Below are 22,683 nucleotides of genomic sequence, written 5' to 3' on the forward strand. Positions count from 1 at the left end.
ATGTATGCTATGTTAGTGATTACTTACAGTTAATGAATGCGAGTTAAAATGGAATTTTTTGATAACCTGTTTACTGAATATGATGGCATCACATTAATATTAATCGTATTCGCGATTGTATTGGTGTGGTTTCTACCAGCTTTGTTAGCACTCATCTTTAATCGTAAACATGTAAAATATATTTTTCTGGCTTGTATTCCCGCAGGTCTTTCTTTCATAGCGTGGGGCGCAGTGTTGGTGTGGGCTGTAGGCGGTAAAGCCGCAGGTAAATATGCTGATAAACTTAAACAAACTAAATCATAAAGTCATTAATAAGAGATCATAAAAAAGGACAGCAATTGCTGTCCTTTTAAGTCTGCTTAAGCCGCTAAATTAATCAGCTTCTTTTAAGTCTTTAGTTAGTTCAACGATTTCCTTTTTACCATCGCCAAATAACATTAGGGTGTTATCGTTAGCAAACAGTGGGTTAGGGATACCAGCAAATCCAGGACTTAGAGAGCGCTTAATGACAATAACCGTACGTGCTTTATCAACGTTTAGAATAGGCATACCATAAATTGGGCTAGTCTTATCTTCACGGGCAAGTGGGTTGGTTACATCGTTAGCACCAATAACAATAGCAACGTCAGTTTGTTCAAATTGAGGGTTAATTTCATCCATCTCAATTAACTGCTCGTAAGGCACTTCAGCTTCCGCTAGCAATACGTTCATATGACCCGGCATACGACCTGCTACTGGGTGAATCGCATACTTAACATCAGTACCACGGCGTTGTAATTCATTGGCTAAATCACGCACTGCATGTTGTGCTTGTGCCATTGCTAAACCATAACCTGGCACAATGACTACGCGCTCTGCAGTTTCAAGTAACATGGCCACTTCTTCAGGTGAAGTTGACTTTACTTTGCCGGCATACACTTCATCAGCATCAGCAACAACGCCACCTTCACCCATTACGCCAAATAGCACGTTAAACAGTGAACGGTTCATCGCTTTACACATGATTTGGGTCAAGATGATACCAGAGGCACCCACTAGTGCACCTGCTACAATCAGCACTGTGTTGCCAGTAATAAAACCTGTAGTTGCAGCTGCAATACCTGAATATGAGTTCAGTAGTGCAATCACAACAGGCATGTCTGCGCCGCCAATAGGTATTACTAAGAAAATACCTAACAGTAGCGATACTGCTGCAAGTGCATAAATCAGATCAATTTGAGTTGGATCAACCACAATTGCACCTGATAGCGCAATAGCAGCCACTAACAAGACAAGGTTAATCACCTTGTTACCCGGTACGCGGATTGGGTTACCTGAGATCAACTCTTGCAGCTTCGCAAACGCGATAAATGAGCCGGAAAGCGTGACCGAACCAATCAGTACCGTTGCACCGATTGAGATAAGTGCCACTGTATGAGTGGCTGATGCAGGGTCTAAGAAGTTAGCAATCGCAATAAATAACGATGCACCACCACCAAAACCGTTTAGTAATGCCACCATTTGTGGCATGGCAGTTACTTGGATTTTCTTCGCCATAAAGGCGCCAATTGCACCACCAACAATAATGCCTGCAATAATCCATTGATAGCTAATAATGCTATGGTCAAGCAGTGTTACCACTACCGCAATTAGCATACCTAATGCAGATAGTTGGTTACCACGTACCGCAGTACGAGGTTTGGTTAAGCCTTTAATACCTAAGATAAATAAGCATGACGCCACTAGGTAGGCTAGATAAATAATCGTGTTATCCATTGCGCTTATTTCCTCTTGAACATGCTAAGCATGCGGTTGGTTACCATATAGCCGCCAACCACGTTAATGGTCGCTAATACCACAGCGATAAAGCCTAGAATGTTGACCCAATAGCCAGCGTCAGAGCCCGCAGATAAAATAGCACCGACCAATGAGATACCAGAAATTGCATTGGAACCTGACATCAGTGGAGTATGCAGTGTCGGTGGTACTTTAGTGATTAATTCAACCCCTAAAAAGACAGCAACCACAAATAGCGTCAGCAGTAGTAATAATTCCATTATTGAGCCTCTTGTTCAGTGGTGGCTAATGGTGCTAAATCAAGTAGTTGACGTACTCGATTGTTGATCACTTGGTGATCGTGAGCCACGAGGGTTTCGCGAATAATTTCATCTTCAAAATCCAGTGTTAACACACCTTCTTTATCAATGATTAGATTCAATAAATGTTCGATATTGGTACCGTACATTTGGCTGGCATGATTTGCCGCTGTGCCAGCAATGTTTTCAGGCCCCATAATGATCACGCCGTTGTGATTAACCTCAACCCCTTTTTGGGTCAGTTCACAGTTACCGCCAGTTTCAGCGGCTAAATCGACAATAATGGTGCCCGGTTTCATGGCTTCTACCATCGCTGCAGTAATCAATACTGGTGCTTTACGACCCGGAATGGCAGCGGTAGTGATTACAATATCTTGCTGCGCTAACACATTCGCCATTGCTTGTTGCTGACGGGCAATAAATTCATCACTTTGTTCGGTGGCGTAACCACCTTTAGTTTCAGTATTTTCAGCTTCGATATTAAGCTCAACGGGTTTAGCACCAACCGAGATAATCTGTTCACGTGCAGCGGGGCGAATATCGTAAGCTTCAACTACAGCGCCAAGACGCTTTGAGGTTGCACAAGCTTGTAAGCCTGCTACACCAACGCCCATAATAAAGGCTCTTGCTGGCTTTAAGGTGCCCGCAGCAGTCATCATCATTGGGAATAAACGCGGAGCTTTGTGAGCGGCTAAAATAACGGCTTTATATCCTGCAATCGTCGCCATAGAAGAGAGCACATCCATGCTCTGAGCGCGAGTAATACGAGGAATTAATTCAAGGGCAAAAGCACTGCAACCTGTCTCAGCTAATTGCTGCGCATGAACTGGATTCATCAATGGATCCATCATGCCAATAAGTAACTGTTGTGGCTTACAAATGGCTTTAATTTCTTCGAATTGTGGGCCTTTTAGATTAACCAGCGTAATAATATCTGAACTGGTCAGTAGGTTTTGGCGATCTGTAGTGATTTGTGCGCCAGCTTGCTGATATTCTGCATCAGTAAAACCAGCAGCTAAACCAGCGCCAGACTCAACAACCACTTCAATCTGCTTTTTGATTAATCGAGCAATATTGGCAGGGATCAGAGCAACTCTGGTTTCCCCGGCAAAATTCTCTTTTGGTAGACCTAGTTTCAAAGGAACACCCTCAGTTAGGAAATGTATGATTACATTTTAGATGAAACGTCATTGTCGCAATTTCTAGGTACCTGACAAGAGGTTATTGAAGAATTGCATTGTCCTACATCAAATAAAAATGTGTTTTTTGCACTACGTCACACTTTTGTAGCCTATTTTGTGACCTTGCACATATATTAAGAAAGAATAAAAAATATGTTTTTATTCTTTTTTGGATTTTGTTGATGACGATAAGCTAAAGCCATGTTTAATTATGGCCGTAAGCTATGTCTCAAAATGCAGTAAGTTCGATGGCTTTGCCATTATCACAATCACAAGCAGAAAAGTTATCACAGCTGTCTGCCGAATTAGATCCATTACAACTCGCTTGGACGAGTGGTTATTTAGCGGCTAAAGCCGAATTGCCTGCTCAGTCAAGATTGCCACAAACAGACAGTGCCAGTGTGATGACCATTTTGTATGGTAGCCAAACGGGTAATGGTCGGATGATAGCCCAGACCTTAGCAAATTTAGCGACAGCCAAAGGCTATTCAGTAAATTTGCAATCAATGGCCGATTACAAGCCGAAGCAGCTCACCAAAGAAACCCTAGTGACTTTTGTGGTCAGTACCCATGGTGAAGGCGAAGCGCCAGATGACGCCATCGAGTTGCATCAATATTTAGCCTCTAAACGCGCAGCCAAACTCGATAAGTTACAGTTTTCAGTACTGGCGCTAGGTGACTCAAGTTATGAGTTTTTCTGTCAAATGGGTAAAGACTTTGAACAGCGCCTAATTGCGCTTGGTGCTAAGCCAATTCTCGAACGCGTGGATTGTGATGTTGATTATCAGCAGGACGTTGCCGCGTGGCAGCAAGCGTTACTGACGCAAGCCGATGCTATTTTGCAATCAAGCGGCGACAGCGGCAGTGTGGTGCCATTTCAACAAGCGACCAACAGCCAGTACGACAAGTTTAATCCTTATCAAGCTGAGGTGATTGTTAGTCAAAAAATCACAGGCCGCGATTCTGATCGTAGTATTAGCCATGTTGAACTCGATTTAGCCGATTCAGGTATCAGTTATCAAGCAGGGGATGCGCTTGGGGTCTGGTTTGAGAACTCAACGGCCTTAGTGGATGAAATCCTGACGGGTCTACAACTTGATGGCAATACTGACATTGAGCTGGCGGGCAAAACCCAAACATTACAGCAATTATTATTGCAGCATAAAGAGTTAACTCAGTTATCACCTAAGCTAATTGAGCAATGGGCGCAGGCCAGCCAAGCCGCGCCGTTATTAGCATTGATAGATGATAAACCTGCGTTAAGGCAATTTATGCTACAGCATCAATTGGCTGATTTAGTGGCGCATTATCCAATCAGTGTCACCGCTGAACAATTAGTGTCGTGGTTACGCGATCTTACCCCAAGACTTTACTCTATCGCCTCAAGTCAGCAAGAGGTTGAAGATGAAGTGCATTTAACCGTGGCATTGGTGGCGGATGAGCATCAAGGCGAACTACGTTATGGTGGCGCATCCTCCTATTTAAGCCAAGTCACTGAAGGGCAAAACATAAAGGTTTATGTCGAGCCCAATCACCATTTCCGTTTACCTGAAAATCCAGATACGCCAGTGATTATGATTGGTCCAGGTACAGGCGTCGCACCGTTTAGAAGTTTTATGCAGCAACGCTCAGCACTAGGTCATGGTGGTGATAACTGGCTGTTTTTCGGTAACCCTCATTTTGAGCAAGATTTTCTGTATCAAACCGAGTGGCAACAGTGGTTAAAACAAGGGGTGTTAACTCAATTAGATTTGGCCTTCTCGCGTGACCAAGCTGAAAAAATCTACGTACAACACAGATTACAGCAACGAGCTAAGCAAGTGTGGCAGTGGCTTGAACGTGGCGCTCATCTCTATATTTGTGGTGATGCTAATCGAATGGCTAAAGATGTGGAGCAAGCACTAATTAATATCGCCATGCAGCAAGGTGGGTTAGATGAAGCCGCTGCTGAACAATATTGGCAAGATTTACGCAGCAATAAACGCTATCAAAAAGACGTTTACTAACAATAAAGGTATGACAATGAGTGAGCAAAAACTAGCGGTAAATGAATACCTAAAAACAGATAGTGATTATTTGCGCGGCAGCATTCAACAAGGTTTAGATACCCAAGTGACCGGCGCATTTAGCGATGGCGATCAGCAGTTGATTAAGTTTCACGGTTTTTATCAACAAGATGATCGTGATTTACGACTTGAGCGAAAAGCACAAAAACTAGAGCCCCTTTATAGCTTTATGTTACGTGCTCGCGTCCCCGGTGGTATTTGTAGTCCGCAGCAATGGTTAGCGGTAGATGAAATCGCCTCCAGCTTAACCAGTTCTAATTCGATTAGATTAACCACGCGGCAAACCTTTCAATATCACGGTATTCCTAAGCGTAATCTAAAAACCTTGATTCAAGGCTTAGACAGACAAGCACTTGATTCCATTGCCGCGTGTGGTGATGTTAATCGTAATGTGATGTGTAATCCCAACCCACACGTTTCGGTATTGCATCAACAAGCCTATGATTGGGCTAAAAAGCTGTCAGATGAATTGCTGCCACATACTGCCGCCTATGCTGAAATTTGGTTAGATAAAGAGAAGCTATTATCGGTTGAAGATGAAGTCGAACCGGTTTATGGCAATACCTATTTACCGCGTAAATTTAAAATGGCAGTGGCAGTACCGCCCGATAATGACGTTGATGTGTATACCAATGATCTGGGTTTTATTGCGGTGGCAGAGGCAGGTGAGCTAATTGGTTTTAATGTGGTCGCTGGTGGCGGTATGGGATCAACCCATGGCGATGTTAATACTTTCCCTCGTCTAGCGGATGAACTGGGCTTTATTGCCGCGCAAGATTGTGTTGAATTTGCCAAAGCGGTGATGACGGTGCAGCGAGATTGGGGTAACCGAGTCGACCGCAAACGAGCTCGCTTAAAGTACACCATAGTGGATCATGGCTTGGCCGAGTTTAGCGCCGAAGTGCAGCAGCGTTCAGGTATTCAGCTACAAGCATGGCGTGATGTCGTGATAGGTGATCGTGGTGATCGCTATGGTTGGGTAGAGGGCGAGAATAAACAGTGGCATTTAACCCTGTTTATTGAAAGTGGCCGAGTCAAAGACACCGCCCAAGGTATGTTACAAACAGGCTTGCGTGAAATCGCTAAAATCCATCAAGGTGATTTTAGAATGACCGCCAATCAAAATATGATTATTGCCAATGTGGATGCGGCAGATAAAGCGCAAATTGAGCAGATTGCCCGTGAACATGGTTTGCTTAGGGCGGAATTATCAGCAACTAGAGGCCACTCGATTGCATGTGTGGCACTGCCAACCTGTTCATTAGCAATGGCCGAGGCCGAGCGCTATTTCCCGCACTTTATTGATCAAGTGGATGCACTGCAGCAAAAGCATGGCATTAGCGAACAAGCCATAGTGGTGCGAATTACTGGTTGTCCTAATGGCTGTGCTAGACCCTTTGCCGCAGAAATTGGTTTAGTAGGTAAAGCGCCCGGTAAATATAACTTCTATTTAGGTGCTAGCTATGAAGGCACACGCTTAAATAAAATGTACCGCGAAAATGTCGATGAAGCTGTCATATTAACCGAGTTAGATCAGCTATTTGGTCAATATGCCGCACAAGGTTTAGCGGATGAAACCTTTGGTAATTTTACCGTGCGGACAGGCATAGTAAATGCTGTGACCGATGCCGCTAAGGATTTTCATGGATAAGCTAACGCTTACATCACCATATACTCAGGCGCAGCTGCAAGCACTGTTACAGGCGCCTGCAGCCGAACAACAACAGGTGCTAGCCAAGCTCAATACATGGCTACAAACGTTAACCGCCAATGAGCGAGTTGCGTGGGCGCTTGCCTATTTGCCCGCACAAGCAGCATTGTCATCCAGTTTTGGTATTCAAGCCGCTGTTATGCTGCATATGCTAACGGTAAAGCAAGCTGATATGCCGATTATCTTGACCGATACTGGCTATCTTTTTAGTGAGACATATCAGTTTATTGACAGACTGACCCGAGAGTTAAATTTAAATCTTAAAGTCTATCGGGCGCAGCGCTCAAGTGCATGGCAAGAAGCCAAATATGGGCAGTTATGGCAACAAGGCGCCGAGCAACTCGCGCTTTATAATCGCATCAATAAAGTGGAACCAATGCAACGCGCTTTAGACGAACTCAAGGTGGGCACTTGGTTTGCGGGATTAAGGCGCAGTCAGTCAGACAGTCGCAGTGAGCTACCCATCCTCGCCATACATGGTCAACGTTATAAAGTGTTGCCGATTATTGATTGGAGCAATAAACAAGTGCACCAATATTTAACCGAGCAACAGTTGCCTTATCATCCACTTTGGCATCAAGGTTATGTGTCAGTGGGCGATACTCATTCCAGTCAGCCATTAACCGCAGGCATGAGCGAACAAGAGACGCGTTTCAATGGATTAAAGCGAGAATGTGGCTTACATGATGAGATTTAATCGATTGATTGGGTAAGTTTGTATCATAGTGTATTATCCTAGAGGTTAATAATTAATCTAGGATGATGCATGATGAATAAGACATTGGTCGTTGCGGCAGTGGTTGCCGCTTTAGGAGTTGGCTATTGGTACAATAGTGATGAATCGAGCCGCGATGGTTTTGACGAAAAAGATATAAGTTTCTTAAAGCAAGTACCTGCCGATACCCTGTTTTTCTCCGCATCATTTGATCCATTTCCAATTAAAGATTATATCGACGCTACACCATCAAGTTATACCACCGAAGAGGTAATGAACGCCTTTAGCGCAGTCGATGACTCGCCGACCAGTAGTTTTTTTGCCAGCCTTGTACGTCAATATTTAGTTAGTATGCAATCAGGCGAGCAGTTTGTTAAAACCTTTGGTTTAAAAGAACGGGCTAAGTTTGTGAGTTACGCAGTGGGCATGATCCCAGTATTTAAAGTGGAGTTAGCCGATCCTGCCGCATTTTGGCAGGTGTTAGATACCGCAGAAAAAAATAGCGGTATTGCGTTAGCTCGCCAGAGCCAAGGCGACCAAACCATTCGCACGCTAGTCGTGCAAGACGATGCTAACCAGCCCTTTGCTAACTTAGTTTTTGAGGTCGAAAAAGGCTGGCTTACTATCGCTATTATGCCAGTTGAGCTGTCAGATAAAGATGGCAAGATTGCACTCGGTCAAACCGCACCTAAAACCTCATTGGCTGATGTGACTAAAATTACTGAGATGTATAAACAGTATCCATTAGAACACTCAAATATTACCTATGTTGATTTCAAACAGTTAGCGACGGCATTAACCACCAAAGATGGAAACTTATTAGCGCAGCAACTCAATCAGTTAGGTGATAGCGAGCTTAATAGTGAGCTTGCAGCATTCCATACGCCGCAGTGCCAAACTGAAGTGGGCGCCATCGCCGCAAATTGGCCTTATTGGATAGGCGGTACCACGGATCTACAAATCAGCAATAAGCACGTTAATATGAAGACCGCATCTTATATACCGAGTAACAATAAGGTGATATTAGATGCGCTGATGCAAACCAAAGGCGTGTTAGCAATTACCTCAATAAAGATGATGCTATTTTGTCATTAGGTGTGGGTCTTGATGTCGCCAATGTGGGCTCAGCAGTATATGACATTTGGCAAGACTTACTGACGCCGCAATATCAATGTCAGCCATTGGCTGAAATGCAGACCATGTTAGAAGCCTCAGATCCAACTGCATTAACCATGATGAGTGGCATGGTGAGCGATCTTAAAGGCATGAGCTTTAACCTGTACCAATTTGACGTGCAAAATGATGAAAACAATCCAATCAAGTCAATGGATGCAGTATTCAGTATTGCCCTGAATAATCCGCGCCAAGTGTGGTCAATGCTGAGCAGCATGCAGCCGATGTTAGGCCAAATTAAACTGCCGCAAGATAACACCCCTATCAAACTTGAGAATACGCCGCTGTCGATGATTGCCCCTAATATTGACATGATGTTAGCGGTAGAAGGTCAGCACTTAGTGGTTTACACCGGTGAGCGTGGTCAGCGCGCAGCGCAATCTCTCGCGCAGCAAGATTTAACCCCCAACGGTAGCCTTAAAGCCTTTGCTGATTACGGCGCCATGATTAAACCGATTATGACCTTTGCCGAAATGAGTGGTGAACAGCTACCACCCGAAATGAAGAACTTTGAAAAGTTTGATTTTGAAATGGGCACAGAGCTTAAGTTTAACCCAACTAATATTCAGATTGATTACGATCTACTCAGCACTAAAAAGCCAGTTAAATAAGGTTTTTGAGTTACGGCTGAGTTTAAAAAGTAATGAGATGATAAAAGGGCAAACGTAAGTTTGCCCTTTTAGTTGCTAAGTTTATAAACTTATCAATTTCCCTTTTTCTAAGAGGAAACTATTACTTTGGATAAAATAAAATTTCATTAGTTTCGACATAGGGACGTTCTACTGGTGTTCCAAAGTTTTCAACTAATTGAATTCGCACATATCGTGCATTCACTGGTTTTTTCAAGGTAAACTCAAACCAGCCTTCTTGTTGTTTCATTTCTGCATTTACAATTTTTTGCCATTTGAATTTCGTTATGTCTGCTTTCTCATCGCCTATACGCTGTAGGTTAGAGTCATCAGATACGAAGATATTAATTTCTTTAGCTAATTCATCCAATGGGCTGATAGTTGCTCCTACGTTATGAAAGATACGAACACGTTTAATTATTTGTTTTTCACCAAAAAAACTCAAAACTGCTTCTGCTGGCCCATTGGTAGGAGCCCCCCAGCTCCCACCATTTCGAGCTGTATCATCATCGTTAAGGTTAGCAGCCCAATATAAAGGGGTTGGTAAAGTCGCGTTTGTCCATTCTAAACGACTATAGTAGCTTCCATTACGGCGCACACCCAATGGACGTTTTACATCTGTGGCATGATAAGCAAGGATTTCTCCTTGTAAAGCCATAGGAATAATAATCATGTCCTGTTGTTTTAAGTATTCAATATCTCCGGCACTGCGTTCAGTTTTAATTATTTCTGTTACTTTTCCACTGGGCGTAATTGTGAATATCTTTCCCGCTTTCCAGTCAGATAACAAAAAGTCTTTTTTATATCGCTGAATACCATCTAAATTTCCTAGCGCTTGTTTAGTTATTTTTTTTATTTGTTTATCCTTTAGTGATACTTTTAATAAATTGCCATAGGGCGCTTCTAGGGGATTTTCATCATTAAAAGAACCCCATGCAGATATGTATATATCGTTACCTTCGATGAGCAACCCATTAGGATTTTCAAGTTTTGGACTATCTAGCCATAATTCAAAATTATCTTTAGTATCTAGCTTATAAATAGCGCTATTAAACATGTCAGATACATAGACATTACCATGGGGGTCAATGGCAACATCATTAAGTGCTTTAGCACCCTTACCGATATAACGTTTTATGATTTTTCCTGAAGGAATGTCAATTTTAACAAGAAATGTTTTATCACTGACATAAAGAGTATCACCAGCAATGGCAATACCTTTGGGTTCATCTAATCCTGTAACCCAATTAGTTGCTATGACCGCACCATTGAGTGTCAATTGTCCTATAGATGCTTCCCCATTTTTACCTGCATATGCTTGGTTTGAAATAAAAAGTATGTTTCTAGTTGAGTCATAAACTACTGACTCAGGATTAGGTAAATTATTGGTTTTCCATGCCAATTCCCAAGTTGATGCATTTGTAACTGATATTATGATTAAACTATTAATTAATAAAATTATTTTAATTATAAATCTCATTGTAAAACTCCTTTTATTAAAGACTTATGACTTTAAATGATATGTTTGAATGAATTGATAATATTGGTATTAAGATATGTGTGGATGTTGGTATATAATTCCATGCAGTTGTCGTAATAAATTTATAATGATTAAGTGTAATGGTTTTTGCGCGAGTAAATATATTTTTTGTTATTTTATTTTTTGAACAAGCAATATTGTTATTAATTATTTGATTTTGTGGATTTAGATATATTTATTGTATGTTGTAATAAAGAATTGTCACCAAATTCACCATGACCTGGAATTACAGTAGCAATATTGGGGTAGGTTGATATGATATTTTCAATAGAACCAGACCACTGCTGAATATCAGCTTCTCCGGTATAGCCTAAGCTTTTACTATCAAGACTACGAATTAAGCAACCACCAAACAATATTTTAGATTTAGGTAGCCATATCACTACATTATCGATGGTATGACCGTGCCCCGGGTAAAACACCTCAATTAAGCCATTCGCTAATGTAAATGGTGTTTTGTCAAAGCTGACCGTTGCTAACTCTTGTTTGTTATCTTTTAAGATTTGATTAGTTAAGCTCATCGCATAAGTGGGAACTGAGTGATTATTTAGGAACTTTATGCCAGTGGTTCTATCAGTATGTGAGTGGGTTGAAATACTTCCCTTTAATTCATAACCATTAGATTTTATCCAGTTGACCAATTTTTTAGTGTCTTGAATTGACCACGGTGTATCAATAATAAAAGCCTGTTTGTTTTCGATAATGATGAGACCATTTGCACTCACCAAACCATACTCTTGAACATAACGAAAAGACTTATGTAAGAAGATATTATCTTTAAGTTTTACAATCTCAATGTTAGGTATTACTGACTCAGCCAATGAGTTAACACTGAAGAATATTAACAAGATTAAATAGTATGGTTTCATTGCTTTACTCGAGAGATTGTCAGTCGATATTACCGAAGCTAACAGGGGCATAATCAGTTTACAAATGGTAATTAGCAATGAATTATTATTTTTATGTCTTAAATAGGATGATAAAAGGACAAACGCAAGTTTGCCCTTTTTTGTGTGGGAAAATACAAACATCTATCTGCATTAGCTAGAGACTGCATCAAAGCCACAACCCTATCCGCTACAACAAATCATTAATAGACACCCCAATGCCAAAGCGCTGATTATGCACATTGTAATCAATCAGACTTTCACCGTAGCCGTTAAAGTATTGAGTGTAGAGGCGTAAATTACCTATGATGGGGTAGCTCCAAGTGAGTTCGATAGCACCCTTATTACTCTTGCGCAGGTTATTGCGCAGCAGCATGGTAAAACGATGTTGCTCAAGCCCGTAAACCGCATTGATTTCAAAGTTACCCATATATTTGCCAATATCGGGGTTATCGTCACCGCGCGGATCGCCAATATAGTCCTTTTCATCTTCTGGCAGACGCCACCACACCTTAGTGCCAATCGCGATGGGACCACCATCAAATACCATAGTGCCATAAATGCGGTTCCAACTGCGTGAACGTAGATTAGAAGCGCCATTCGATTGGTGGCTAATACCAAAGCCCCAAAATGAGTTGATAAAATTACCGACTTGCCAGTCATTGTTGAACAGCATAAACAGTTCGGGTTCGTGATTGGTTTCCCTAAACGGGGATGAAATATCCTTATTAAAAACCTGCCAGTATGACTGATTGGTGTAAGCAAAAAACAGGTGACCATTATCACCAAACAGATTGTAAGCCAGTGGGAATTTAAAGCTAATTTGAAATTTGGCTTCGACTTTATCCAGCGGATAATGTACCTCATCTGATTGCTCAAATGGCGCATTATTAGGGGATGGATTATAGGTCACTGGCAGTAGATAGTTGACCTTATGCGGCGTGATAACAAAGGGCAGTTCTGAGGTGGCGAGTTCATCTTCAACCCGTTCTTCTAATAATGATGCATCAGCATTGGCATAGTGGGTACTGAGCATTAGCCTAATAAACTGGTGGGCAAATATCGTAACTGCGGCATTGTTATTATCTTCCTTAATACAATCTTTCTCTGATGGCATCCTAGCAGTTTCAGTGTCTAACTAGAACCTTTGGCTATGGCTTATAGCGTAATCGTTAGCTGAATTAGCCGTTTTGGCGCTATCTACTGCTACAGCACCACTTTGTATCAAATGCTCACTGTTTTTATATCATTCTGTTATAAAAACTAATAAATACTTATTTATATTGTAATAAGAAGTCTCGCTATATTGCACTAAAGCAGCAATAGGGGGCATCAATGGATTTAGTCACACTACCGGGACTCACACAAACAGGCAAGGTCTGGCTCGTTGGCGCAGGGCCTGGTGATCCTGAGTTATTAACTGTAAAAGCACTGCGTGTGCTTGAGCAAGCAGAAGTGGTGTTATTTGATGCCTTGGTTAGTGCTGAGATTATGGCGTTAGTGCCGCGCAGTTGTGAAACCATTGCGGTCGGTAAACGTGCCGACAAACACAGTGCAGCGCAAGATCAAATTAATCAGTTATTAGTCACTAAAGCGGCAACGGGTAAACGGGTGGTGCGTCTTAAAGGCGGCGATCCTTATATTTTCGGCCGCGGTGGTGAAGAGGTACAGGTATTGGCGCAGGCCAATATTGAGTTTGAGGTGGTGCCGGGCATTACTGCTGCCAGTGGCGGCGCTGCTTATGCGGGCATTCCGTTGACTCATCGTGATTTTGCCCAAGATGTCAGTTTTATCACGGGCCACTGCCAAGCCGATAAGCTTGATTTAGATTGGGCGCAATATCGCCATGCTAATCGTACTTTGGTGGTGTATATGGGCCATAAAAATGCGCAAATTATTAGTGATAATTTGATTAACGCAGGCCGCAGCGCCAGCACGCCGATTGCGGTGATTGCCAATGCTACGCGGCCGAATCAACAAGTGTTTACTGGTGATCTTCAATCGTTAGCGCAAGTCAGTGCCAATGCGCCTACTCCTGCTTTAATCATTATTGGTGATGTGGTGACCTTAGCTTCGCAATTAAGCTGGTTTAACCCTATGGCTGCGAGTGAGTTAACTGCGGTTTTAAATATTAACTAATGGAGTCAAACATGTCAGACACAGGATTAACCCATCTGCAGCAGCTTGAGGCTGAGAGTATTCAGATTATCCGCGAGGTCGCCGCTGAATTTGATAATCCGGTGATGCTTTACTCCATTGGTAAGGACTCATCGGTGATGCTGCATCTTGCGCGTAAGGCTTTTTATCCTGCCAAGATCCCGTTTCCGTTATTGCACGTTGATACGGGCTGGAAGTTTAAAGAGATGATTCATTTTCGTGATCAGCAGGTGCAAAAGTTAGGGTTGCAATTGTTGGTACACACTAACCCTGATGGGGTTGCACAGGGGGTAAATCCCTTTACCCATGGTAGTGCTAAACATACCGATATTATGAAAACTCAAGGGCTAAAGCAGGCGTTAGATCAGTATGGTTTTGATGCGGCTTTTGGTGGCGCCCGTCGTGATGAGGAAAAGTCACGTGCTAAAGAGCGAGTTTATTCATTTAGAGATAAGCATCACCGCTGGGATCCTAAAAACCAGCGGCCTGAACTATGGCGCACCTATAACGGCGCGGTAGATAAGGGCGAAAGCATTCGAGTGTTCCCACTCTCTAACTGGACTGAGCTTGATATTTGGCAATATATCTACCAAGAGAATATTGAGATTGTGCCGCTCTATTTTGCCAAGCCAAGACCCGTCGTTGAGCGCGATGGCATGTTGATTATGGTAGATGACGAGCGGATGCCGCTAAATGAAGATGAGCAAGTGACAGAGCAATCCGTACGTTTTCGAACTTTAGGCTGTTATCCGTTAACGGCGGCGATGCCTTCTACTGCAGATAACTTAGAACAGATTATTGAAGAGATGCTACTGACCCGTTCAAGTGAACGACAAGGGCGTTTAATTGATGCCGACCAAAGTGCATCGATGGAACTTAAAAAACGTCAAGGCTATTTCTAGGAGGAGAGTCATATGAATGCAGCAGTACAAAATCAAGCTGTCGCCGCAGAAATAGCCGAGCTAGGTGTCGCTGAGTATCTAGCAGCGCAGCAGCAAAAAGGCTTATTGCGCTTTTTAACCTGTGGCAGTGTTGATGATGGTAAAAGTACCTTAATTGGCCGCTTATTGCATGACAGTGCCCAAATTTATGAAGACCAATTAGCCAGCCTAAAATCAGACAGCGCGAAGATGGGCACTACGGGTGATGAGATTGATTTGGCTTTGCTGGTGGATGGCCTGCAAGCCGAGCGTGAGCAGGGCATTACCATTGATGTGGCTTATCGCTATTTTTCCAGTGATAAACGTAAATTCATTATTGCAGACACGCCGGGGCATGAACAATACACCCGTAATATGGCAACGGGCGCATCCACTTGTGATGCTGCGGTTATTTTAATTGATGCGCGTTATGGGGTACAAACGCAAACCAAGCGCCATGCTTTTATTGCTTCGCTACTGGGGATTAAGCATCTCGTGGTTGCGATTAATAAGATGGATTTGGTGAATTTTAGTGAGGCCAGCTTTAATCAGATTAGTGCTGATTTTGCTGAAACCATTAGCCATTTAGCCGAGCTGAATATCGACTATGTACCTGTGTCTGCCTTAACTGGCGATAATGTGGTTAATCGATCTACGCAGATGAATTGGTATCAAGGTGAGACATTACTGCGCTTATTAGAGCAGATTGACACCGACCAAGGTAAAGCCAGTAAAGATGCGCGTTTACCTGTGCAGTATGTGTTGCGACCGGATCTGAATTTTAGAGGCTTTGCTGGCACCATTAGCAGCGGCGTGATCCGCGTTGGCGATCCATTAACGGTATTGCCGTCGGGCAAAACCAGTAAAGTGGCGCGGATTGTCACCTTTGATGGTGATTTAGCTTCGGCGCAAGCAGGGCAAGCGGTCACGCTGACCTTAACCGATGAGATTGATATCTCCCGTGGTGACTTATTGGTGAGCAGCAATGCACCGGCGCAAGTGGTGGATCAACTTGAGGCTGATTTAGTGTGGATGGATGAAACACCGCTGCAGCTAGGTAAGCTTTATGACATTAAAGTGGCGGGTAAAAAGACCCAAGCCAAAGTCGATAGCATTGAGTATCAGTGGGATATTAACAGCCTGACGCAACACCAAGCGAGTGAAGTGGCTTAAATACTATTGCCAGAGTTAAATTGACTGTCGTTGAGCCAATTGCCATTGACCTTTATTTGCAACATGGTGAAACAGGCGCTTTGGTGCTGATTGACCGCTTAACCAACGCCACCGTGGCAGCGTTAACGGCGCAATCTGGGCAGTTAAGTCAAACTCAAGCTGCAAGCCAACAATTTAGTGAGTTTGAACTTGAGCTTAATGCGCTTATTCGTCGTCAATATCCACATTGGCAAGCGATTGATATTAGTCGTCTGAAGGAATAGCCGTGAGTGATATTAGTTGGCTAGCATTGATTTTAGTTGGGTTACTTGCTGGATTGATATCTGGCAAGTTTAAGCCTGCAGCGGTATTTGCTAGCGCAGCTATTGTGAGTTATTTACTGGGATTGGTATCACTGGAGCAGATGTTTGCCAGCTTTACCAATGCCAGTTTAATCACCTTAGTGCTGCTGTTGTTGGCAAGTTTAGCCTTAGAGAAAACCACGATATTAGCCAAACTCAGCCAGCATATTAGTCAGTCTAGCTTTACTGCATCGATTGCCAAGCTCGGTTTTTTTACCGCGTTATTGTCATCGTTTACCAATAATACCGCCGTGGTTGCCTCATTGATTGGGGTGGTGCAGCGCAATGAAAATCATCCACCGCATAAGCTGCTATTGCCCTTGTCATACGCGGCTATTTTAGGCGGCACATTAACCTTGATTGGCACCTCCACTAACTTGATTGTGAACTCGTTTGTTGAAGATGCAGGCTTAACGCCATTAACCTTTTTTGAGTTTACGCCGATTGGCATTGTACTGGTGTTCGCTGGTGGGCTATTGCTGATGCTGTTAGCCCATACCTTACCAAATCGTAGCCAATCGCCTGCGGCGTTGCAGTTGCCATATTTATTGGAAGCGCGCATTAGCTGTGATTCTAAATTGATTGGCCGCAGCGTGCAGCAGAATCAATTGCGAGCGCTTAAAAAACTCTATTTAGCCGAGCTAGAGCGCGACGGTGTGCGTATTTCACCTGTGCCGCCGCAGTGGATTTTACAGGCGGGTGACCGCTTACGTTTCAGTGGCGATGTTAACTCTGTCAGCTTGTTACAACAGTTTGATGGCTTGCAATGGTTTGGTCAGCATCAAGCGCAGGGGCAACATTTAGTGGAGGCGGTTTTGTCGCCGAGCTCAAATTTAGTCGGGCAGTCATTAAAGTCGAGCCAATTTAGAGAGCAATATGATGCTGCAGTGATGGCTATTCGTCGAGGTGCCACGCCATTAAAAGGTGGTTTGGGCGATGTTAATTTACAAGCGGGTGATGTGTTGTTGCTTACACCCGGTAGTCAGTTTCAACAGGCTTCGCAGCGATTGCATGATTTTGCAGCGGTGACGGGGTTAGGGGTGAGTTTAAGTTTAAGTCGTTATCGCAGTTTATGGGTGCTAATTGGTTTTGCGGTGGCGATATTTGCCAGCATGTTAAGTGGCATTGCGTTAGCGAAAACCTTATTGGTGTTGTTATTGGTTTATCTATTCATGGGCGCGGTGACATTAACCGAGATGCGACAACGCTTCCCACTTGAATTAGTGATTATTGTTGGCAGTGCGCTCAATTTGGCGCATTTGATGATTAGCTCTGGATTAGCGGCCAATATTACCAGTTACCTATTAGCGCAATTTAATCATATGGGCGTCTATGGCGCGTTTATTGGGGTCTATTTATTAACCTTATTACTGACGGAGTTAATTACCAATAACGCCGCCGCAGCGTTGGCATTTCCAATTGCTTATTCAGTGGCATTACATTATGGGGTTGATATTAAGCCGTTTATTTTGGCGGTGGTGTTTGGTGCCAGTGCCAGTTTTATTTCACCTTATGGCTATCAAACCAACTTAATGGTGTATCACGCGGGCAGTTATCGTTTTAGTGATTTTGTCCGTTTAGGTTTGCCCTTATCTGTGCTGTATAGCGTGATTGTGTGCACTTTAGTGCCGCAGTGGTTTCCGTTTTAGTTTTATTTTTGGAGTCATAAATCGAGATGAATAATATTGTCTGGCATCAGCATCAATTAACGCAAGCATTGCGTGGCCGTCAAAAGCAGCAGCAACCTTTACTATTGTGGTTTACGGGCTTATCGGGTGCGGGTAAATCAACTTTAGCTGGCGCATTAGAACAGGCATTATTTGCACGCGGAGCGCATACTTATCTGCTCGATGGTGACAATGTGCGCCATGGTTTATGCCAAGACTTGGGCTTTAGCGAAGCTGATAGAGATGAAAACCTGCGCCGTGTTGGTGAAGTGGCTAAATTGATGGTGGATGCAGGCTTGATTGTCTTATCTGCTTTTATTTCGCCTACGGCAGCAGAGCGCAACCGCGTTAGAGAGCTGTTCGCCGAGGGACAGTTTATTGAGGTGTATGTGTCTACCTCTTTAGCTGAGTGCGAAAAACGTGATCCTAAGGGCTTATATCAGCAAGCAAGAGCTGGCGAAATTAGTCACTTTACTGGCATTAGTGCCCCTTATGAGGCGCCACAAGCTGCGGAAATTGAAATTGATACCAGCAAAGGCACACTGGCGGCACAGGTCGATACATTATTGGCTTTTTTAAGTGCCATCAATGCTATTGATGTGAGTGACCATAACGATAATGGCAGTGGTATTTAAGCAACAGTTTTTAAGCGAGTAGCTGAGTGCATGAGGCGATTAAAGCTTTAATGTCTTGCTGGTAGCGCTTAGTTACTCGGTTATCAAACAGGGGCAATAACTGTTCGGCCAAAGGGGTAAAGCGGTAATATTTGAATTGTATTACCCCTTGTTTTGCGCGCCAATTAAGGTGCTCGTCTAAAATGGTCAATCTACCTTCATGCAGCTTTTGGGTTTCAAACTCATTTAATTCTAATAGCTGCGCATCAATCAAATTAAGTAACTGTCGATTATTAAAACTATGGCTAGTCAGATTAATCGCGTAGCGGCTTGGTCCTTTAAAATAGTGGTTTAAGCCACCGCTGTTAATGCAATTAAAAATCAACTTTGGGTAACGTTCGTTATTGAGGCGACAACTTAAGCCAAAGGCTAGCTGTAAATCGATAATGTCTGTTTCGGTCAGCTGTTTTAATTTACTGAAATTACGTGCTTGAAAATGCTGACTATGGCTAAGTTGATAGGCTAATAATTTAGCCCACAATAACTGCATTTGTGGCTGATGAACTCGCTCTGCATGTTGCCAATAGTCATGCAACCAATCACCATCAGGCACTTCACCAAGTTCGTCTGTGGCCGCATTTTTAATCGCAATATGGTAGATGGTTTCAACATTGGACTGGTATTTACGATGCTGCTGATAAAGCCGCTGCTGACGGCGTTCAACCAAGGATGCTTGGCTCACTTGGTACTCTTTAGTGCTGACCAAACCCAAATTTAAACCAAGTGATAACGCTTTTTTACGGGCGCAATTATTGGCGTTCACCTTAATCTCAGTGGTGTCGTTAGCATTGGTCGAGCTTGGTTTGGTTGCAACAGCTGCTGTCATAATAAAAATGATCCCAAATAAACTTAACTTGTTATCGGCCGTATGGCTGAAAAGTGAAGTAATACCACCTTGAACTCCCGCTGAATGATCACCTTCTTAATCAAGTTGGTATAACAAGTGTGAGCTAGGTAGAATTATCTTGCGTTAGCTGTGGCAGTGACAGAGCAAGGTGATCTGCTTCAAGTAATTACACGGCTTTTTGACCTATGATGCTTAAATCTGTTTTCTGTGTAATTACAAGAGGCACACGTGTCTAAAACGCTCATTATTCATTCAAGTGTTCATGGTCAAACCGTTAAGATTTGCCAGCATATTTGCCAAATCTTGCAACAAGCAGGCGAACAAGTTGATTTGGTTAGTTTAAATGATAATCCTGATATTACTGATTATGACAAGGTGTTAATTGGTGCCAGCATTCGTCATGGTAAGCATCGTCCTGAGTTATATGAATTTATCAGCCGTAATCAGAGCCAACTAGAGCAAAAACAAAATGGCTTTTTTGCTGTCAGTTTGGTGGCGCGTAAACCGGCTAAAAATACTCCTGAAACTAATCCATATATGCAAGAGTTTCTCGCTAAAACCACGTGGAAACCTGAGTTTTTACAAGTGTTTGCCGGTAATTTAGATTACCAAGGCTATGGCGTAATGGATCGTAATATTATTCGCTTTATTATGTGGATCACTAAAGGCCCAACCGATCCTAATACTCAAATTGAATTTACCCCTTGGGACAAGGTTGATGAATTTGCGCAGCAGTTTCACCAATCTCGTCAAGCAGCATAATAGAGGCAACGGATGAAACTCTATCAAGGCATTGTGCGCCATTTACATGTGATTGTGTTAGTGGTTGCAACGGTACTTATTTTAGGGAGTACCCAAATATTAATTGGCCGTTCATTACGTGCTAATGCCAGTTTTTGGGATTTACTGCATGTTTACCTAGGCTTATTTAGCGTGTTACTTGCAGCCGCTTTTTGGTTATACAACATGAGCCAAGGCCGTTGGCGTCAATATTATCCATGGTTAGTATTGGATTTCAGTCAATTAACCGCTGATGTGAAAAACCTATTTAAAGGTAAGTTGCCTTCTGCTGGTGGCAAAGGGCTATTTAGCGTGGTTGAAGGCATCGGCATGCTGCTATTTTTAGCAACGGCGGTGACAGGCTTGCTTTGGTATATCTATCAAGGCACGAGTGATGCGCTTATGTGGCGCGGTTATCATATCGATGTCGCCTATTATTTTGTCGGCTTTATATGCGTACATATGGTATTAGCCTGTTTGCATATTATTGATTTTATCAGGCAGTAATACTCACTATCACTGAACCTAGCATCCATTAAGCCAGCATATTGCTGGCTTTTTTGTGTTTGTTTACATGATCTTGAATTAATTAAACTTCATCCTTTAATCATGGGGATGAGTGCTACACTCTTATTATCTAATTGATGAGGGAGAGACACATGGCCGCTTTTGACAATATGCTGCAAGGCGCATATAAGGCGAGTAAAACTTGGGGATACGCCACCATAATTTTAGGCTTGTTAGCCATTGCGCTGCCGATGGCGATGGGGCTAGCAATCACTATTCTTATTGGATTAGTGCTCGTGATAGCTGGCTTTGTGCAAACGGGTGCTGCATGGCCGGGAGAAGGTCGTGGTTTTAGCGTGCGCCTATTATTAGCAGTGTTAACCGGTATCGCCGGTTTGGTCATGTTGTTAATGCCGCAAGTAGGCTTAGCCAGTTTAACCTTAATGCTGTGTGTTTATTTCTTACTGGATGCGGGCGCTAACTTTGCTGTCGCCAGCCAGTTACGTCCTCATCACGGTTGGGGCTATGTCGCGTTAGGCGGTTTTACTTCATTATTAATGGCATTGTTTATTATGTGGCAATGGCCTGTATCAACTGAGTTTATTATCGGTATTTTAATCGGGGTAAAATTGTTGATGTTAGGGGTCACTATGGTATTGGTGGCAAGAGCTGGCGAGCGTATGTTCAGTAAACAACAGCAGCAACAAGAGAAAGAGATAAATCCTAAAGAATAGATAGAAAAAAGGGCTCCATCCTGGAGCCCTAAAGGTTGTTAGCTAGTTTTTTTAGTTATTAATTATTCTTGTCTAAAGCGAGGTAGTTAATTAAATCAACTAGCTGGCCAATAGTGCGAAGCTGGGTCATGTCGATAGCATACTTATCGTTAACAATGAACGCTGGCACACTCTGAATACGGAATTCGCGTTGCTGTTTAAGCCATAAAGCGATTTTCTCTTCAGTGATAGCGTTAGTTGCTAATGCATCGTATTTAGTACCATCGATACCAAACTTAGCGAAGATTTTCTTAATATCATCACGGTTATTTACTGTTGGCTCATGTGTATGGCCTGGTGCACTGTGATCGTGACCTGCCGCGCCTTCCTCACCTTGGATTGCAGCAAACATTGCGTGATTAATCTTGTCGTTACCACCAATCTGCTGGATAACTGACAAAGCGCGCATTACTTCGATTGGCATCACATCGTTTTGATCTCGAGAGAAGTTAACGTGTTTAGTTTCGAAAGCAACTTGCTTGTTTAAGCCCGACTTAATGTCAGACATATACATAGTTTCCATGCCAAAACAGTTATGGCAGTAGAATGAAAAGAATTCGGTCAATTTAGGTTGACTGCTCGGTGCCTTTTGGGAAATCACATTGTAGTGTTTTCCTTCAACAAACTGACTTGCAAAACTGCTTAATGGTGCAATTGCTAAGGTCAACGCTAGTGCGATATGTTTAATCATTTTGTCCTCGTTAGGCCGATAATTGCAGCGTTTAAATTCACTGCATTTCGAATGGGTGTAGATTAATGCTATTAGCTTAATTTTGTCTTAATTCATGCGTCGAATACAGTAGATAAATGTGAGCTAAATAAGACTTTTGCAATGGAATTACAACGAGGCGGGTATTTTTGTGAGCT

21 protein-coding genes and 1 pseudogene are annotated in these 22,683 nt (G+C 42.8%); 14 read left to right on the plus strand and 8 right to left on the minus strand.

Going from position 1 to position 22,683, the window contains the following annotated elements; translation table 11 throughout:
- Window positions 1–48 precede the first annotated feature (48 nt).
- Complete coding sequence (locus JCM15074_RS10110) at window positions 49–303, plus strand: superinfection immunity protein (protein ID WP_051536877.1); 255 nt, start codon at window positions 49–51, stop codon at window positions 301–303.
- A 69-nt stretch (window positions 304–372) separates the two neighbouring features.
- Here JCM15074_RS10110 and JCM15074_RS10115 read toward each other — a convergent pair whose 3' ends face one another.
- Genes JCM15074_RS10115 through JCM15074_RS10125 form a run of 3 tightly spaced genes read right to left on the minus strand, consistent with a single transcriptional unit; the run spans window position 373 to window position 3,214 of the window.
- Entirely contained in the window at window positions 373–1,755 is a 1,383-nt protein-coding gene (locus tag JCM15074_RS10115) for an NAD(P)(+) transhydrogenase (Re/Si-specific) subunit beta (protein ID WP_025821095.1), read from the minus strand.
- Window positions 1,756–1,760: 5 nt separating this feature from the next.
- Entirely contained in the window at window positions 1,761–2,036 is a 276-nt protein-coding gene (locus JCM15074_RS10120) for an NAD(P) transhydrogenase subunit alpha part 2 (protein WP_025821096.1), read from the minus strand.
- A complete protein-coding gene (locus JCM15074_RS10125) occupies window positions 2,036–3,214 on the minus strand; it encodes a Re/Si-specific NAD(P)(+) transhydrogenase subunit alpha (RefSeq protein WP_025821097.1) in 1,179 nt (392 codons plus the stop codon). The genes JCM15074_RS10120 and JCM15074_RS10125 overlap by 1 nt, the downstream gene beginning before the upstream one ends.
- Before the next feature lie 266 nt (window positions 3,215–3,480).
- On the opposite strand from JCM15074_RS10125, the gene JCM15074_RS10130 reads away from it, so the two are divergent.
- The 5 genes from JCM15074_RS10130 (at window position 3,481) to JCM15074_RS10150 (ending at window position 9,532) form a co-directional block, all read left to right on the plus strand.
- Window positions 3,481–5,262, plus strand: a complete 1,782-nt coding sequence (locus tag JCM15074_RS10130) for an assimilatory sulfite reductase (NADPH) flavoprotein subunit (protein WP_025821098.1) — start codon at window positions 3,481–3,483, stop codon at window positions 5,260–5,262.
- A 16-nt stretch (window positions 5,263–5,278) separates the two neighbouring features.
- Window positions 5,279–6,973: an assimilatory sulfite reductase (NADPH) hemoprotein subunit gene (cysI, locus tag JCM15074_RS10135; RefSeq protein ID WP_025821099.1), complete on the plus strand. Its 1,695-nt coding sequence runs from the start codon at window positions 5,279–5,281 to the stop codon at window positions 6,971–6,973.
- Window positions 6,966–7,730, plus strand: a complete 765-nt coding sequence (locus JCM15074_RS10140; RefSeq protein ID WP_025821100.1) for a phosphoadenylyl-sulfate reductase — start codon at window positions 6,966–6,968, stop codon at window positions 7,728–7,730. The genes cysI and JCM15074_RS10140 overlap by 8 nt, the downstream gene beginning before the upstream one ends.
- A 69-nt stretch (window positions 7,731–7,799) precedes the next feature.
- Window positions 7,800–8,843, plus strand: a complete 1,044-nt coding sequence (locus JCM15074_RS10145) for a hypothetical protein (protein ID WP_025821101.1) — start codon at window positions 7,800–7,802, stop codon at window positions 8,841–8,843.
- The gene (locus tag JCM15074_RS10150) at window positions 8,834–9,532 is read left to right on the plus strand and encodes a hypothetical protein (RefSeq protein ID WP_025821102.1); all 699 of its coding nucleotides are present in this window, start codon (window positions 8,834–8,836) and stop codon (window positions 9,530–9,532) included. The genes JCM15074_RS10145 and JCM15074_RS10150 overlap by 10 nt, the downstream gene beginning before the upstream one ends.
- Window positions 9,533–9,653: 121 nt before the next feature.
- Here JCM15074_RS10150 and JCM15074_RS23565 read toward each other — a convergent pair whose 3' ends face one another.
- From JCM15074_RS23565 to JCM15074_RS10165, 3 genes are all read right to left on the minus strand, one after another.
- The gene (locus tag JCM15074_RS23565) at window positions 9,654–11,030 is read right to left on the minus strand and encodes an NHL repeat-containing protein (RefSeq protein WP_025821103.1); all 1,377 of its coding nucleotides are present in this window, start codon (window positions 11,028–11,030) and stop codon (window positions 9,654–9,656) included.
- A 203-nt stretch (window positions 11,031–11,233) separates the two neighbouring features.
- The gene (gene blaDIM, locus JCM15074_RS10160; RefSeq protein WP_199899793.1) at window positions 11,234–12,121 is read right to left on the minus strand and encodes a DIM/SIM/IMP family subclass B1 metallo-beta-lactamase; all 888 of its coding nucleotides are present in this window, start codon (window positions 12,119–12,121) and stop codon (window positions 11,234–11,236) included.
- A gap of 46 nt (window positions 12,122–12,167) precedes the next feature.
- Window positions 12,168–13,013: a phospholipase A gene (locus tag JCM15074_RS10165; RefSeq protein WP_051536878.1), complete on the minus strand. Its 846-nt coding sequence runs from the start codon at window positions 13,011–13,013 to the stop codon at window positions 12,168–12,170.
- A gap of 299 nt (window positions 13,014–13,312) precedes the next feature.
- Here JCM15074_RS10165 and cobA point away from each other — a divergent pair, with 299 nt between their 5' ends.
- From cobA to cysC, 5 genes and pseudogenes are all read left to right on the plus strand, one after another.
- On the plus strand, window positions 13,313–14,116 hold the full coding sequence (cobA, locus tag JCM15074_RS10170; protein WP_025821106.1) for a uroporphyrinogen-III C-methyltransferase: 804 nt from the start codon (window positions 13,313–13,315) through the stop codon (window positions 14,114–14,116).
- Between the two features lie 11 nt (window positions 14,117–14,127).
- A complete protein-coding gene (gene cysD / locus JCM15074_RS10175) occupies window positions 14,128–15,036 on the plus strand; it encodes a sulfate adenylyltransferase subunit CysD (RefSeq protein ID WP_025821107.1) in 909 nt (302 codons plus the stop codon).
- 12 nt (window positions 15,037–15,048) lie between these two features.
- Window positions 15,049–16,490: pseudogene (gene cysN, locus JCM15074_RS21760) on the plus strand (sulfate adenylyltransferase subunit CysN).
- A gap of 2 nt (window positions 16,491–16,492) precedes the next feature.
- Window positions 16,493–18,217 (plus strand): SLC13 family permease, encoded by a 1,725-nt coding sequence (locus JCM15074_RS10185; protein WP_025821108.1) that lies wholly within the window; start codon window positions 16,493–16,495, stop codon window positions 18,215–18,217.
- A 26-nt stretch (window positions 18,218–18,243) separates the two neighbouring features.
- Entirely contained in the window at window positions 18,244–18,870 is a 627-nt protein-coding gene (gene cysC, locus JCM15074_RS10190; protein WP_025821109.1) for an adenylyl-sulfate kinase, read from the plus strand.
- Window positions 18,871–18,880: 10 nt separating this feature from the next.
- Here the strand turns inward: cysC and JCM15074_RS10195 are convergent, their stop codons facing one another.
- A complete protein-coding gene (locus tag JCM15074_RS10195) occupies window positions 18,881–19,735 on the minus strand; it encodes a TIGR03899 family protein (protein ID WP_025821110.1) in 855 nt (284 codons plus the stop codon).
- Between the two features lie 249 nt (window positions 19,736–19,984).
- Between JCM15074_RS10195 and hemG the strand changes: the two genes are divergently transcribed.
- From hemG to JCM15074_RS21765, 3 genes are all read left to right on the plus strand, one after another.
- A complete protein-coding gene (gene hemG / locus JCM15074_RS10200) occupies window positions 19,985–20,518 on the plus strand; it encodes a menaquinone-dependent protoporphyrinogen IX dehydrogenase (RefSeq protein ID WP_025821111.1) in 534 nt (177 codons plus the stop codon).
- Window positions 20,519–20,530: 12 nt separating this feature from the next.
- Window positions 20,531–21,043, plus strand: a complete 513-nt coding sequence (locus JCM15074_RS10205; protein WP_025821112.1) for a cytochrome b/b6 domain-containing protein — start codon at window positions 20,531–20,533, stop codon at window positions 21,041–21,043.
- Between the two features lie 152 nt (window positions 21,044–21,195).
- On the plus strand, window positions 21,196–21,777 hold the full coding sequence (locus tag JCM15074_RS21765; protein ID WP_025821113.1) for an HdeD family acid-resistance protein: 582 nt from the start codon (window positions 21,196–21,198) through the stop codon (window positions 21,775–21,777).
- A 58-nt stretch (window positions 21,778–21,835) separates the two neighbouring features.
- On the opposite strand, the gene JCM15074_RS10215 is transcribed toward JCM15074_RS21765, so the two are convergent.
- A complete protein-coding gene (locus JCM15074_RS10215; protein ID WP_025821114.1) occupies window positions 21,836–22,507 on the minus strand; it encodes a thiol:disulfide interchange protein DsbA/DsbL in 672 nt (223 codons plus the stop codon).
- Window positions 22,508–22,683: the final 176 nt, after the last annotated feature.

It is taken from the genome of Shewanella marina JCM 15074 (genome assembly GCF_000614975.1).
Lineage (GTDB): Bacteria > Pseudomonadota > Gammaproteobacteria > Enterobacterales > Shewanellaceae > Shewanella > Shewanella marina.

What these genes read in the sequence shown, in the direction of transcription:
- JCM15074_RS10110 (WP_051536877.1), top strand. Translation starts at nt 49, where the DNA reads ATGGAATTTTTTGATAACCTGTTTACTGAATATGATGGCATCACATTA.
- JCM15074_RS10115 (WP_025821095.1), bottom strand. Translation starts at nt 1,755, where the DNA reads ATGGATAACACGATTATTTATCTAGCCTACCTAGTGGCGTCATGCTTA.
- JCM15074_RS10120 (WP_025821096.1), bottom strand. Translation starts at nt 2,036, where the DNA reads ATGGAATTATTACTACTGCTGACGCTATTTGTGGTTGCTGTCTTTTTA.
- JCM15074_RS10130 (WP_025821098.1), top strand. Translation starts at nt 3,481, where the DNA reads ATGTCTCAAAATGCAGTAAGTTCGATGGCTTTGCCATTATCACAATCA.
- cysI (WP_025821099.1), top strand. Translation starts at nt 5,279, where the DNA reads ATGAGTGAGCAAAAACTAGCGGTAAATGAATACCTAAAAACAGATAGT.
- JCM15074_RS10140 (WP_025821100.1), top strand. Translation starts at nt 6,966, where the DNA reads ATGGATAAGCTAACGCTTACATCACCATATACTCAGGCGCAGCTGCAA.
- JCM15074_RS10145 (WP_025821101.1), top strand. Translation starts at nt 7,800, where the DNA reads ATGATGAATAAGACATTGGTCGTTGCGGCAGTGGTTGCCGCTTTAGGA.
- JCM15074_RS23565 (WP_025821103.1), bottom strand. Translation starts at nt 11,030, where the DNA reads ATGAGATTTATAATTAAAATAATTTTATTAATTAATAGTTTAATCATA.
- blaDIM (WP_199899793.1), bottom strand. Translation starts at nt 12,121, where the DNA reads ATGTTTGTATTTTCCCACACAAAAAAGGGCAAACTTGCGTTTGTCCTT.
- JCM15074_RS10165 (WP_051536878.1), bottom strand. Translation starts at nt 13,013, where the DNA reads ATGCTCAGTACCCACTATGCCAATGCTGATGCATCATTATTAGAAGAA.
- cobA (WP_025821106.1), top strand. Translation starts at nt 13,313, where the DNA reads ATGGATTTAGTCACACTACCGGGACTCACACAAACAGGCAAGGTCTGG.
- cysD (WP_025821107.1), top strand. Translation starts at nt 14,128, where the DNA reads ATGTCAGACACAGGATTAACCCATCTGCAGCAGCTTGAGGCTGAGAGT.
- cysC (WP_025821109.1), top strand. Translation starts at nt 18,244, where the DNA reads ATGAATAATATTGTCTGGCATCAGCATCAATTAACGCAAGCATTGCGT.
- JCM15074_RS10195 (WP_025821110.1), bottom strand. Translation starts at nt 19,735, where the DNA reads ATGACAGCAGCTGTTGCAACCAAACCAAGCTCGACCAATGCTAACGAC.
- JCM15074_RS10205 (WP_025821112.1), top strand. Translation starts at nt 20,531, where the DNA reads ATGAAACTCTATCAAGGCATTGTGCGCCATTTACATGTGATTGTGTTA.
- JCM15074_RS21765 (WP_025821113.1), top strand. Translation starts at nt 21,196, where the DNA reads ATGGCCGCTTTTGACAATATGCTGCAAGGCGCATATAAGGCGAGTAAA.
- JCM15074_RS10215 (WP_025821114.1), bottom strand. Translation starts at nt 22,507, where the DNA reads ATGATTAAACATATCGCACTAGCGTTGACCTTAGCAATTGCACCATTA.